Source organism: Serratia sp. 22264 (assembly GCF_052045345.1).
In the GTDB taxonomy this organism is placed as follows: domain Bacteria; phylum Pseudomonadota; class Gammaproteobacteria; order Enterobacterales; family Enterobacteriaceae; genus Serratia; species Serratia plymuthica.
On sequence record NZ_JBQEOY010000001.1, the window covers coordinates 705,729 to 718,707 of the forward strand.

Annotated in this window: 14 protein-coding genes and 3 pseudogenes; 11 read left to right on the top strand and 6 right to left on the bottom strand. The window is 43.7% G+C overall.

The features are described from left to right. The first annotated feature begins 560 nt into the window (after nt 1-560). Nucleotides 561-824 carry an Rz1-like lysis system protein LysC gene (gene lysC, locus ACTJJ1_RS03470; protein ID WP_440832370.1) on the top strand — a complete coding sequence of 88 codons (264 nt, stop codon included), beginning with the start codon at nt 561-563 and terminating at the stop codon, nt 822-824. 169 nt (nt 825-993) lie between these two features. On the opposite strand, the gene ACTJJ1_RS03475 is transcribed toward lysC, so the two are convergent. Further along, nucleotides 994-1,602 carry a hypothetical protein gene (locus ACTJJ1_RS03475; RefSeq protein ID WP_440832372.1) on the bottom strand — a complete coding sequence of 203 codons (609 nt, stop codon included), beginning with the start codon at nt 1,600-1,602 and terminating at the stop codon, nt 994-996. Between the two features lie 260 nt (nt 1,603-1,862). Between ACTJJ1_RS03475 and ACTJJ1_RS03480 the strand changes: the two are divergent. After that, nucleotides 1,863-2,165: pseudogene (locus tag ACTJJ1_RS03480) on the top strand (major capsid family protein); the annotation flags it as partial. 3 nt (nt 2,166-2,168) lie between these two features. After that, a complete protein-coding gene (locus tag ACTJJ1_RS03485; RefSeq protein ID WP_440832374.1) occupies nt 2,169-2,330 on the top strand; it encodes a hypothetical protein in 162 nt (53 codons plus the stop codon). A 24-nt stretch (nt 2,331-2,354) separates the two neighbouring features. Here the strand turns inward: ACTJJ1_RS03485 and ACTJJ1_RS03490 are convergent, their stop codons facing one another. Further along, on the bottom strand, nt 2,355-2,645 hold the full coding sequence (locus ACTJJ1_RS03490; protein WP_330762278.1) for a DUF1493 family protein: 291 nt from the start codon (nt 2,643-2,645) through the stop codon (nt 2,355-2,357). Then, nucleotides 2,639-3,097, bottom strand: a complete 459-nt coding sequence (locus ACTJJ1_RS03495) for an STM2901 family protein (protein WP_330762277.1) — start codon at nt 3,095-3,097, stop codon at nt 2,639-2,641. Before ACTJJ1_RS03495 ends, ACTJJ1_RS03490 begins: the two co-directional genes overlap by 7 nt. A 58-nt stretch (nt 3,098-3,155) precedes the next feature. Between ACTJJ1_RS03495 and ACTJJ1_RS03500 the strand changes: the two genes are divergently transcribed. After that, a complete protein-coding gene (locus tag ACTJJ1_RS03500) occupies nt 3,156-3,413 on the top strand; it encodes a hypothetical protein (RefSeq protein ID WP_440832376.1) in 258 nt (85 codons plus the stop codon). Nucleotides 3,414-3,465: 52 nt separating this feature from the next. Here the strand turns inward: ACTJJ1_RS03500 and ACTJJ1_RS03505 are convergent. Next, nucleotides 3,466-3,618, bottom strand: a pseudogene (locus ACTJJ1_RS03505) (tyrosine-type recombinase/integrase); the annotation flags it as partial. Here ACTJJ1_RS03505 and ACTJJ1_RS03510 point away from each other — a divergent pair. From ACTJJ1_RS03510 to ACTJJ1_RS03530, 5 genes and pseudogenes are all read left to right on the top strand, one after another. Then, nucleotides 3,609-4,201: pseudogene (locus ACTJJ1_RS03510) on the top strand (anti-CBASS protein Acb1 family protein); the annotation flags it as partial. The pseudogenes ACTJJ1_RS03505 and ACTJJ1_RS03510 overlap by 10 nt on opposite strands. Before the next feature lie 204 nt (nt 4,202-4,405). Beyond that, entirely contained in the window at nt 4,406-5,464 is a 1,059-nt protein-coding gene (locus tag ACTJJ1_RS03515) for an acyltransferase family protein (RefSeq protein ID WP_440832378.1), read from the top strand. A 381-nt stretch (nt 5,465-5,845) separates the two neighbouring features. Further along, nucleotides 5,846-5,971 carry a hypothetical protein gene (locus tag ACTJJ1_RS03520; protein ID WP_440832380.1) on the top strand — a complete coding sequence of 42 codons (126 nt, stop codon included), beginning with the start codon at nt 5,846-5,848 and terminating at the stop codon, nt 5,969-5,971. 39 nt (nt 5,972-6,010) lie between these two features. Further along, nucleotides 6,011-6,223 (top strand): hypothetical protein, encoded by a 213-nt coding sequence (locus tag ACTJJ1_RS03525; RefSeq protein ID WP_440832382.1) that lies wholly within the window; start codon nt 6,011-6,013, stop codon nt 6,221-6,223. A 201-nt stretch (nt 6,224-6,424) separates the two neighbouring features. After that, nucleotides 6,425-7,129 carry a hypothetical protein gene (locus ACTJJ1_RS03530; RefSeq protein WP_440832384.1) on the top strand — a complete coding sequence of 235 codons (705 nt, stop codon included), beginning with the start codon at nt 6,425-6,427 and terminating at the stop codon, nt 7,127-7,129. A 278-nt stretch (nt 7,130-7,407) separates the two neighbouring features. On the opposite strand, the gene ACTJJ1_RS03535 is transcribed toward ACTJJ1_RS03530, so the two are convergent. After that, nucleotides 7,408-8,148, bottom strand: a complete 741-nt coding sequence (locus tag ACTJJ1_RS03535) for an alpha/beta fold hydrolase (protein ID WP_020438856.1) — start codon at nt 8,146-8,148, stop codon at nt 7,408-7,410. A gap of 431 nt (nt 8,149-8,579) precedes the next feature. Here ACTJJ1_RS03535 and ACTJJ1_RS03540 point away from each other — a divergent pair, with 431 nt between their 5' ends. Then, nucleotides 8,580-8,933 carry a hypothetical protein gene (locus tag ACTJJ1_RS03540; RefSeq protein WP_440832386.1) on the top strand — a complete coding sequence of 118 codons (354 nt, stop codon included), beginning with the start codon at nt 8,580-8,582 and terminating at the stop codon, nt 8,931-8,933. 273 nt (nt 8,934-9,206) lie between these two features. Next, entirely contained in the window at nt 9,207-9,746 is a 540-nt protein-coding gene (locus ACTJJ1_RS03545) for a cysteine hydrolase family protein (RefSeq protein WP_440832388.1), read from the top strand. A gap of 230 nt (nt 9,747-9,976) precedes the next feature. Here ACTJJ1_RS03545 and ACTJJ1_RS03550 read toward each other — a convergent pair whose 3' ends face one another. Further along, complete coding sequence (locus ACTJJ1_RS03550) at nt 9,977-11,770, bottom strand: beta-galactosidase (protein ID WP_440832390.1); 1,794 nt, start codon at nt 11,768-11,770, stop codon at nt 9,977-9,979. Between the last annotated feature and the right edge of the window lie 1,209 nt (nt 11,771-12,979).

The window sequence follows — 12,979 nt, forward strand, 5'->3', positions numbered from 1 at the left end:
GCTGGCAAAACTAGCGCGGTAAGCTACTCTTAAAGTGCATGGCTGAACAAGCCCTGCACAAAATGCCAACTTTTAGCGCACGGCTCTCTCCCAAGAGCCATTTCCCTAGACCGAATATAGGAATCGTATTCGGTCTTTTTTTATTTGCTATATAATTCAATGGCTTATCTCGATAATTCCGAAGTTCTCCGAAATTTCTCCGAATTTCCATATCCGGTCTTTTTCTAAAACATCATGCTGACGACCATTTTTGATAACTCATTTTTTCTTTTTATGCCGCTTTTCTTCTGCCAGCATAGAGAAGTGATTACCTATGGCATGCATTGCGCCAACCACCAATTTGTATGCGCCGTAGATTGCGCAAACATCCCAAACCCAAGACCACATAGCTAACGCCCTCGGTGATTTTATACGCTTAATATCACATATTTTGCTTCTCTTTCATTAAGGTATTTCTCAGTCATCTTCTCTGACTTATGGCCGAGTAGTTTTTGTGCAAAATCCTTAGAAAGAACAGCAGCTGCGCCAGCAGGGCGAAATTTATCAAAGGATGTATCAGGATGCTATCAAAAACGACGAATGTGCCAGCCGCCTCGCTCCTAGTGCTGTGCTTGACCTCCTGCACAGCACGGATACCACCGACTCCAACCCCCATAGTTCTGTTGCCCCCTGAGTCTGTATTCAGGTTATGTGAACGTCCAACGTTGCAGGGTAATACCTGGGGTGATATTGGAAGCTACGCGCTGGCGCTTCAAACGGCGTTATCAATTTGCGCAGGCCAGGTCGCCACGCTGAACCAATGGCGGGCAACCGTCGAGAGATAACAAAATGTACAACTTACCAGGCACCGGAACATTTCTTGTTTTGATGGCGGCATCCGCAATTGTTGGATGGGCTGTAATTGAAGGAATAATTAGCCTTTTCGGTTTTATCTTCGGTTAAGCATGACAGGTGCCCTTTTCAGGGCGAATGATAATGTGACTGAGTCTTAACCTAGGCTATACGATTACCAATAGTGGCAGGTAACGGAACTATAACTTCATTAAACTCGGGGTGTTCTGGGCTTAATTCTTTCATACTTTTACCTGACCAGTACATATCCATATGCTGTGAGAAGACCAAGGTTGTTGCTGTGGGGTTAATGATATTCATATCTGCCACATGAATTGTTTTTTCATCACACATCACTTCATAAATGGGGAAGCTTGCTGGGCCATCCCTATCTCGAAACTGAATTGCTTCGTCTATTGATTGGCAGCAAAAAATGCTTGTAAACCTTGATGGTTTTTGTGGATGCAACGCTCTGCGGTGCATTTCAAGGTGTAGTTCTAAAGCAGATGTCATATCTTTTGGATTTGAGTGTCCACTCCAAAAATACAGCATTCCGTGGCGTGAGAGACCGTCAGGGAAAAGGCTGTCTAGATATTCATCTAGCTCTGGACGTCCGACGCTCTTCTTAAACAAAGAAATATGTTTATTGTTTTGGTAAAAGCCCAATCTATCTACTGTGTATAAGATGATCATTATGCCCCTGTGAAAATGATGATGGTTTTTTTGATCAAGATAACAAAGAAGCATGAATTTCGCATTTTTATTGCCCATTACAGAGCGCCTATACAGGTGCTGCGTAATGCGCAAGCAAAATCACCGGCGGATCCTGCCTGGTCACCCTGACCGTTATCTGCTGGTGGTTTTTATTTTGTTCTGAATTTTTAAGCTGGCCACTAAGAAAATCAGCATAAACGATCTGTATTCGTGGGTGGTGGTTAACAGTTTTCCGAATGGGCATTCCAGAGGTCAGCAGAAAATTCTAAAAGGAGGGTGGGCGGCCATCGGTAGTTGGAGCTACCGACAACGCCTCGAACTACACGCTGTTAATGTTCCTTCAGGAGAACTTTAAGGATATGACTTTTACCGACGACATCATGCTGTCAGCGGACATTAAGGATGACCAGGGAAAAGCAGAAGATACTCCGTTGGATGATGATCGCATGGTGGTGTATTGCAAGGACATGGAGGTGGTTAAGGGGCATGACACTATGCCATTGCAGTTCCTGGCTCCTGCCACTGCTGACAATGTACATTTTAAGGTTCCAGCCATTATGCGTTCTGGCGGTACTGAAATTCGTGTTCCTGGCGCACTCCACTACATTGACGGACTTTAATTTATGCAAACGCTTATCAACTGGACGAAATCCCCTATTGTGGTCGTCGATGAAAATGGTGACCGTATTACTATACCGGCAGGTCAGGAGCGGTCTGTTAACGGCAATTTCAATCGTTATGCTTTCGGTGATCCACTGGTGTTCTCTGCGTGGAAGGCATATTGATGAAGATGGCCGGCGAGTGCCGGCCTAATACAGCCAGCAGCCAGCCTTGGCGGATGCAATCAGCATATTGATAGTGAGAGGTTTTGATTGTGTCTTACTGCCGGGAAAGTAGGTAGTGAAGTCCAAGGCATCATGCTCAAGGTGAAATTCTGTGAAAATTTCATCCAAAAGATCCATGGCTTCCTGCTCATCCATTCCCATGGTGTGATTCAACGAACTATCACCAGTAAGAATCTGCTTCTTAAACGTTAGCCAGGAGCGTCCGTTATAAGGTTCCACCAGTTCAAAAATGCGCGCTTCAATTTTATCTACCATAACTTGTCGGCACCTCGCGCTATTCTGTTGTACTTAACCGTAGATCTGAATGAAATCTCTGTTATGTCTTTTGCAAGGATGACCCACCCAAGAACAGGGACCGCACGGCCTACAAATGTACCCATCTTCCTTACCATGCGCAGTCTTAGGGTTGAGGGAGGATAGCCTCCGATTACCGACGGCATTTTCAACCCGAGTGGAAACATTCTATTTCCAAACACCTTTCTAGCTTGTCGGGAAGCCAAGGAGGTATCAGGTATCGCCGTTCTAAATTTCCCTCGTGTTGGTGAAATATTTCTTCCCGCATGGATAAACGCTACGGCGGCTATATCCTCAATACCTAACTGAGTGGCCGTTTCTTCGCAGAAGATCATGAAAAATAGCTCACTGGCACTCAGGTTATACCTTCCAGCATAGAAATACGTCCCGCCTAATTCCTCAACCGTATCCATAACTTTTCCTTGTCATTTTAGTTGTTGCCTAACCTACCAACTGAAGCGAAACATTTCTATGCTGGATGCTGATTTGGGAAAATTGCCCGGTTTTTGTTCTGGGGTGCGTTGCGGGATGCTGCTGCTTTGGTTCGAGAGAAAAAATAGTTATGCCAGACGGGGTGTAAGGTTGGCTTCAGAGGGGATTTTGATCGAAAATCCTTTCGAGTTTTTTCCGAGCATCCCCGAAAAAAATGATATGTGTTTGATTATTTTGACGTGTTTTCACATGCTTTCTTGGGTGTGCTTTAATCGTTTTTTTGTTTTAAATGTATGATATTTAATGAATTAATTAGTATGGTGCGAGAACAGGAATCGTATTCGGTCTTTTATAGCATTACGTATTCTTTTCCCCTTGTATTGAGATATTTCAGCGTCATCATTTCCGACGTATGTCCCAGTAATTTCTGCGCAAAATCCCTCCCTCTTTCCTTCTCATACAGCCGCCCGGCTAGGCTACGGATCTCGTGAAATATCGGGGGGGGGGGGCCGTGGCGTGATGGTGCTCGACCGTTGGATGGTGAACCCGACGACACACGACCGCGTTACCGAAATGGGGCCGGATTTTGGCACCCCCAAATTTTACCAGGTGGTGACCACTGCTACCGGGATCCCCCGTGGAAAATTCATTACAGCCGCATTATTCGTTTTGACGGCGTCACGCTGCTTTATCAGCAGATGCTGACGGAAAACGACTGGGGCAGTCCCGTTGTTGAGCGCATTTTTGATTGCCTGCTGGCGTTCGATAGCGCTACCACTGGCGCCACGCAGCTGGTCTACAAAGCACACCTGCGAACCTACTCGATTAAAGGGCTGCGCTCGGTGCTGGGCATGGGACAGATCACCTCGGCTTACAAAGGGCTGATGGCCCACATGGACATGATCCGCCAATACCAAAGTATCGAAGGTATGACGGTCATGGACTCCTACGATAAATTCGAGACTCATAGCTACACGTTCGCGGATCTGTCCGACGTTCTGGCACAGTTCGGCCAGCAGGTCGCTGGCGCCGTCGGAATTCCTCTTGTCCGACTGTTCGGCCAATCCCCGGCCGGTTTCTCTACCCCGCTACGCCATTTATCGTATACCTGCAAAAATTGCTGATAATAATAGATATATCAATGCCGTTAATTACACCAAGACAGGGTTGACCTTTATGGATTTATTCCGGCAGGTGATGGAAATATCGACAGCTATTCCTACATTTCAATAGGTTGGTAATCTGGAGAGAGGTAGCTTATCATTGCGTCAATAATTAAAGGGGTTTGTATGTCAGAACGCAATGATATTATTGATTTTTTTAGGGGAGTGGCCGTTATGCTGGTCACTGCTTTCCACCTGTTCCTATGGTCGGGAACAGGTGGTAGTCCGTTACCTTTCGGGTTTGATGCTTTGGGGATCTTTGGTAACGGGTGGATCGGTGTGGGGATGTTTTTTATCATTTCCGGCTACTGCATGGCTAACTCAAGTAGAAAAGCATTTTTCAGTGGGTTTTCAGCGAAAAAATATGGAATTTATTTTCTAAAGAGATATTTACGGATAGCCATACCTTTTTACATATCTATGGTTTTCTGGTTAATTTTAATCAGAGGCTTCAGTGTCGCAGTGAAACCAACAGGGATTTCTGATGTGTTATCGCACATGTTCTTTGTTCATAATTTGTCAGAAAAAACATTCTTCTCAATTAGTGGTGTTTATTGGTCGCTTGCTGTTGAAATGCAGTTTTATGTACTCCTCCCTATAGTGGTTGTGTTGTTTACTACTAAAATGTCTAGAGTTTCCTTGTTGATTGCTGCTTTCTTAATGAGTTTTTTGGTTAACATCTATAGCGATAACCAACTACTAACATGGGGAATTCCATCCTACCTTTCACTTTTTGTGCTGGGATGGTTATGCTCTCTGTACCAACGAGAAATTGGCTGTTTTATAAACAAAGCAAATCTCCAATGGGTTTTAATTGCTGTATTTTCTTTGTTGCTTTTTTATAAGGGAGCTGGATTTAACAACAAAATAAAATTATATGAAATTTTGGTATCATCAATTTTTGCATTACTAATGGTTTCACTTGTAAGTTCGTTCTCGGTGAGAAAGATTCCGAAGATTATTCGTAGCGTTGCATTTGTCGGTAAGTGTTCATTTTCAATCTATCTATATAATTATGTTTTTTGGGTTTTTGATAGGTCAGAATTAACGCCTTTAAAGCTGGCTTTGATATTTGTTTGTGTGATTGGTTTTGGTGTCGTCATGTATTTTGCATTTGAAAATAAGTCAGAGAAATTTAGAAAAGGCATTATCAAGAAGGCTGAGATTAAGTTCACCGCCCGATAGATAAAAAAACCGGATAATACCGGGGGGGGGGTTATATCCGCTGACCCCCACTCTATAACACCATTGAATTATCTGGATTATTTCGGAGAATTATCTATGTCATCTGAAGGATTGCCAGTTGATGCGTCATCGGCACAGACATTGTGCTGACCCCTCGCAGCACACAACAAGCAACAGACGAAGCAAAGAGCAGCTTGTCGGTGGACACCGGCACAAGCGGAACCTATCTCGAAGCGTGGGATGATGTGCCTGAAACTGGACCATGCCGGTATCGCGGACGCCGCTGCTGGTATGGGAGGGTATTGCGTCAACTCCAGCCGTTCGCGCTTATCACTACTTTCGTCGGGATCGCGGATATATCCTGTGCATCTAGGGACAATCATGGCCAGCGGCGCTTGGCTGGTCCTGCTGATTGTATCGATTTGCCTGGGAGGATATAGCTCGCTGCTTTCGCACCTGTTGGAATTGGCGCGGCAGCAATCAGCCGTGCAGCAAAGCCAGGAGTAGCTGCTGTGCCAGCAGGGTAAACCTACTGAAGGAAATACCGTGAAGCGATTAAAAATGACGCCTGCACTGCTCACCCAAGACCAAATTAAAGCGTTGGCAACGTTTGCAGTGAAAGACGGCCAGCCAATCTGCACCATTGCCACCGGTAGTATCCCGGAGTTCGAAGTGGACGATGGTACGCAGGTGCAAGAGTACAATGGCCTGATTGCTTACTCTGAATCGGAAGATCACTGTGTGCTGCAATTGGATTGATGGCATTATAATTACTTTCAGTGAGGTCTGTGACAGTGAGCCCAGAGTGATTTTTTTGTCGGCGGTGGCACAACTTTGAAGGGATGAAAATCAGTATCGATACCCGGTAATGTTTAACTCTCGAGTTTACGCGTTTTGCTAGAGAATTTATCGCTATTAAGTACTTGAGTGAGATAGTCATAACATTACCAAGGAGCCTATATGTTGTTTGAAAAAAACAAAGATGAGATTTTTTATAGTACTTTGTGCAATAAATTAACGATGGAGTTAGGTGATAAGCGTGTTTCTGCTATATTGGCGGAGGATTTAGATATTACCATTTTTGATAATCATCCACCCTATATCTCTATAGGCGATACGGACATCCTCATTGCTTTTGCATTTGGGAACCGTGAAAATGTTTCCGGGTCAAAAAATGAGTTGGCACAACCTGGGCCAATGAACAAGGATCTTGCTGATTGCTGTGCCAAGGCATACCGTATGAAGCCAATGCGAATGTATGTTCAGTGGGAAATTGCACGGTATTTGGCTTCAAAAGAAATGTATCCTGACATCCCCGCCGACGATATCGTTTCCATTGAGCCAGAATGGGATGACCAAGGAAATCTCACTTACCTTAGTACTGATGGCGTACTGCAAGCTATCATCAATAAACATTTCGGGGGTAATTCAGCTTCTGTCGGGACGGCGGCTGTTATCGGACATGGCGATCATGTGAAGCGTTGCGTGATGACATGTCAAATGCGTAATGTTAAAGGATATGCACTGAGGGAGGTGACTCTGCCGGTATGGTATGATAACCAATCTGCACAAGCCTGGACTCGGCGTAGAGATTTATATGTTTTAAACGATATGGCAAATAGATTGATGATGGTTGCTCAAAAAAACATTCTTAACTCTCAATAATTATATTTTTATTAATCCCAAGAATGTTTTTTGTTTCAGGTCGCCAATGGCGACCTTTTTTATGCACTACAGAGCGGCTTCCTGAGGCTGCTGCATAATGCACGATAACCAAACGGGTCGTGCGAGTTTGAGGGCGAACCGGTGATTTGATGACCGGTCGTTAATGTATTTTCATGTCGAATTTTTTCCGAATCGTTCCGAGAATTCTGCCAACCAACTTTACCCCGCAATTAATAGCGGGGTTTAAATATGGGGTAGAGTAATGTGATAACTATGGCTTATCCTTGACTAGTCACTTCGGTATTTAGTAAGGATAACAATTCGGCTATAAATTTTTGCGGTGCCTCTAGCATTGGGCTATGTCCGCAATTTTTGATTACAGTCATACTAACGTTTTTTAATTGTTGAGATAGCGTAACCCACGGCTCCATGGGAGTTATCATATCATGTTCTCCCCAAATAAAGTGGGTGGGAGTGGCCATTTTATTAAGAGTCTCTGGGACATCATATTTTCTACTGAACGATAACCATCTTACGATGTTTTTATGAATTTGTTCATCGCTGAAAAGATGAGAAATTTCATCTATTCCACGTTGTGGCACTTTGCTTTTATCAAAATAAACATTGCTCATCAAAGAACGAGCATATTTGGTATCGCCCGTACGCAGTTCACTTAACGATACGCCGGCATCCGCTTCAATCTGGCCGGGCGCTCCACTCATAAAAAGGCCTTTAACCTGAGAGGGCGCGAGGGATGCGTAATGTAAAGCAATTAATGCACCCAATGAGTTGCCTACTAAATAAGGTGCTTCATTACAAGAGGCGATCACCTGATCCAGCGAGTCTTTCGCCTTTTTATAGCCGCTACCAAAAGTTACAGGTATTGATTCATTGAATACTATAGGACTATATCCATGATCAACCATGCTCTCAATAACTGAGTTCCATATCCAACCCCCGGCAAATAATCCAGGCAGAAAAATAATGGGGTGGCCAGAACCAGTCTTGGTATATAACATGATAATTATTTCCTTTTGCGATTTTTTGAGGTTTTTTTCCTAAGCGTGAAGGTGCCTACTACCGATTAATAAAAGGTAACAATTATGATGATCTTGGCTTTCTATTTGACTCACTGATCTGTTTTTGATGATACATCGATATTAATAATCATACAATGTTACTTGGCAAAAAATATTACTCTGCAATAGATATGATTAATGCGATAACTGTATTTTTGATTTAATGTTTTTTCTGGGGATTTTTTCTGATTGTGATTAATAGCTTGGTTTGTTTATTATTTATTTAGGCCTTATTAAGCTATCAATATTCATGATCTTTTGAATTAGATGTGTCACCAAGGGCACATCGCCAGTCATGCGATATCCCATAAATAAGTTGATAAAGTCCGTTCGCTGTATATGGATACAGTAATAATGACAAAGGAACCAAAATGACAAATTTGATTATTGATGAGAATAATTGTGTGACGCTAACCCCGGAGCAGGCAAAAGCGTTAACCAAGGTAGTGGTAGGGGGTGGGTTCGAAGGCGCCGTCCTTTTAAACAAATACCTCGGGCGTTTACCGTTGCCGATTGATCCGGCGATTGTGTACGACGAAGTACTGCATTCCGCCGCAGCCTACTACTTGGCTATCTCCCTGGAGGGGCGTTGCTTCTCTGGCGTGGGTGTGCCGGTTGTTGATCAAGAGGGCGTCAGTTGGGCATTTAAATACTCGTTTGATATGGAGGAAAGTTATGGTGAACAAATAACGACCCAACACCTGACGGTAACCTCTCCAAGCTAAGTACTCAAAAAAGCCCTGGCAAATTTGCCAGGGCTTTCTCGTTGCACTGGGTAATATCTTCCCTCTATGAACCTCATTGACTCCTCCGCCGACCTTAAGCATTATCGAGTGATGAAATATACCTTGCTCACCTCGACCACAACCACGACAACCGCCTTTTTCTGGCGGGCCGTGAGGGTGTGCGTGAGCTAAAAACGCAGTTCCCCAAAGCCCCGCCAGCAATGGCCGGGGTGTCTTTATGCTCCGTCCTGGTTGGTAACGACGGAGATTCACGTGCAACAACATCATCACCGTACCGCACTTTTGATCATTGATATGCAGCTCGGCATGTACGAGGGCCCTGAGCCGCCTTATGAAGGCGAACGCGTTCTGGCTAATATCAACGCGCTGATTGGTAGGGCACACGATGCGGGCTGCCCCATATTCTTTGTGCGCCATGCCGGGCCAGAAGGGTCAGCGATCGCAGCAGGCAGTCATTTTTGGCAACTGCACCCGCGTCTGGCAATCGATGCGGCAGTGGACAGGGTTATAGATAAAAACCGGCCCAGCTGTTTCTATCAAACGGGGCTGGCCGAGCAGTTGAACGAAGAGAGCATAACCCGGTTAGTGATAGCAGGAATGAAAACGCAATATTGCGTGGATACCGCCTGCCGGCAGGCTGGTGAGCTGGGATTTCAAACGCTACTGGTCGCTGATGCGCATACTTGCAGCGATACGCAGGCGCTGAGTGCCGAGGCGATAATCAGGCATCATAATCTGACTCTCTCGGGTCCTTTTGCCCAGTTGAAACAAACTGCGGACGTGCGGTTCTGAAAAAACGGCGGGCCTGGGATTTCGGTTCGCCGATCAATTCGGAACACGCCGCTGGCTCCAGGGCCACTGGTTTTTGATTCTCTTTCCCATAGCTAACGAGGTCTGAGTTCGCACGCAACTGGACCCAGACCTTTTAATTTCAGCCGCATTATTTCGTTATCGGAATTGATATGCTCGCTTATCAATTTCGGCAACTAATTTAAATTAAGTGACTTTTTATTTCTAAAGCATCACTTGGCCATGGCTTCCTTTATTGCATTGTATGTGGCTGACGAATAATATTGCGTGTTATTTGGGGCTATCTTGAATTTTCCATGTTCTTTGTCATCACCAAAGTTTTCGGGCTTTAGCTCGATGTAGTAAGGGCTGATGAAAACAGCACCCATTTCATGGTGTTTTTCAAGTGCTTCAGATATTATTTTTTGACTTTCAACCATAGGGTGAGCCTCAGGAATACCGTATCTTGTGATACCTGAGTCTTTCAGCCATTTAAACGTAATATCACCATAAAATGCAGCTCCGTAGGTATTAAACCCTATATAGTATGCATCATTTTTCTTTAGCGAGTCGCTGACGGCAGTTTTTTCCTGATTCCAGTCACCATTGAACATAGGTGCAATCTGATGTGAAAATGTTCTGTTTTTAGTTATGCAAGAGGAGCTTACGATATTTGCGTATTCGGTGATTTCTTTTGTTACGTTCATCTTTCTGAATTTATAGAACTCCTCAGAGAGTGGGTTGTAATAGACAGGTTTAAGTGATTCCGGATAATCATTCCAGAATAGTATATCTTTCTCTTGCGGAAATGTTACAGCTTTACCTACGGTTTCCGGTGCGCTTTGTGTACGATCCATCACAGGAATTTCAAGATGCTTCATCAGAGTATATTTACCGTTGTCATCATGCACAATATCGACAGTATGAATCCCATGAGAAAGTTTCTTGATATCCAGATAATAACGATAGCCAACGGATGCCCGCCGGATCGAAGGCATCGATTGATAAACATCCAAGCGATTCAGACCATACTCAGCATATCCTGCATCGGTGCCGTCGATGAAAACTTTCACTTTGACCGGGCTTCCGTCTTTCCCAGCAGCCCAGCCATAAATAGCCAACTCTCCAGAGGATGCATAATCAATATGCTGGAAAAAATTGGTCAGTTTGTCAGTATTTATATTTTTTGCGGGCGGGTAGATATCCTTAAATGAGGGAAAGTCGGAGTTAAAGGATTTATTTAATTCTTCAATGTTATGATACTTACTTTGTAAATAGTCTTGGAATTTAGCCACTGAATCAGGAGAGTAATCGGTGAGCTGCATTATTCCTTTATAGCCCATCCCATTAAAAAAGTCAGGGTAGCTGTAATGAACTTCACCAAGAACAGTAACTGCGCGTATTTTTTTCTTGTCGGTTTCATCCATTGAGCATAGTTGCGCTAATATTTCTTTTATAGTGGCTTTGCGTACTTTATCTATTAGCGTTCCATCGGAATTTATTGCCCATGGATAGGTTTTACTGGAGAAATAACCATCGATTGGGCTTTTCCCATCGCTAAGTTGCATTAGACTTGATTTGTCAATGTCGGCTATTTTCTCCTCGGTTTCTGCATGATTAGTAACGGAGAAATGGTTTGAGAATAAATAGACTACGGCATCTCGATTAGTGTCTTTAAGCAGTTTTATTCTGAATTTTATTTTGTCTTTATTTATGGTAAATGAACCATCACTCTTCATATCAACATAAGAGAGTATTGGAAAGCCAAGCGTGTAGCCGATCTGGAATTTATCACTAGGGCTTTTTTTATTGCCGAATTCAAAAAGTTTTTTTTCGAGCAGCGATGATGATGTCTCATTGATAGACCGACAATATGTTTCGGCATCGTAAGAGTTAGTTATTCCTTTTATAATGGCTGACTGGCAAATGTCTAATCCACCAACCATAGGCGAGATGAGAGTATCGCTTGCAAATACCAGTGAGGGGATCAAGGTCACTGCCAATAACGGCATATTGTGTAGTTTCATCGTGCTCCATTCCATGTATGTCGATGTCTATTTTTATTAATACCACTGATTTATTGGATGGAATTAACTAGACTGTCTTCTAAGCTGCGTGTTTACTCCGTAGATTTTATCACCTTCGATGTCTCGCCGTATAACTAAACTGGCTGTATCTGTGATCTGGGATAACATTTTTATAGGGCTATCACATGACATGAAAAATCTCGCGACTAATTTCTATCCAAATTATATTTAGCATAGGTAACACGCCTTTCATATCACTGCAACCTACCGCTAACCAACGTTATTAGGGAGGTGGCTTGTTGTTGACTTTTTAGGCTGAAAGGATACGGCTGGTTAATAAAATCAGAAAGTTTCAATAATAAAGTTCGCTGGACTAACCGTATTGACCCGCATATCCGCTGTGTTGCTACCCTTGTCACAGAGAGGTCGTGCATAAAACCTTATTTACCGAAAGTAGGGTTTGTCATTTTAGCGGGTATATTCCTCCTGTCACACCAAACAATTAACGGCTTGCCGCCCGGCTTGACGTGTTGTTCGCGGGGCCACGCCAGACCCGTTGTTTTTTCTCACTGTCCACCGAACCCAGGGGCAGGGTACCTTAGGTACACGCCCACAGGATTTGACTATAACCCTTCAAGGCTGCATAGCCCCAGCGGTCGGTTGGCATTGGCGAAGCATTCACCTTCATCTTGTTTCGTCTCATTGTTCTGCTGTAGACCTGTGGGTCGGGTTAGTATTATTAATCTCATAAAGTTAGACCCAGATGTTGCGGTTAGCAAATGGATAATTGAAGTTGTGTTTGCCGAGCTATGGAGAAAAAGATAGCAATCTAATCATTACTGATTTTATTCCATAGCGGCCGGCAGCCATGACCAATGAGTTTGCATAGCCATCTTTTAATGCTGTGGTGTTTAGCCAAGAAAAGAGTGAGGTATTTTTTTTGATGTTGGTTCATTGGTGAGTTGGTTTTTATCGCTTATGTTTTCCTGCCTTTTGACGATAATAGTGACGAGTCGAGGTGATAATAAAATTACGTTACATGAAGAGTTCGCCGTGGCCCGTCATTATTAATCAATGCTGAATGTTCGATAATGGCCGCTGTTACGTTTTGTCTTAACAAACCGCTTAAGTGGTTCAATTGCGGGTCTGATTTCGCACCTTATTTCATCGATATTATTTGTAACAGGCTCATTCCCTCCAAATTCGGAA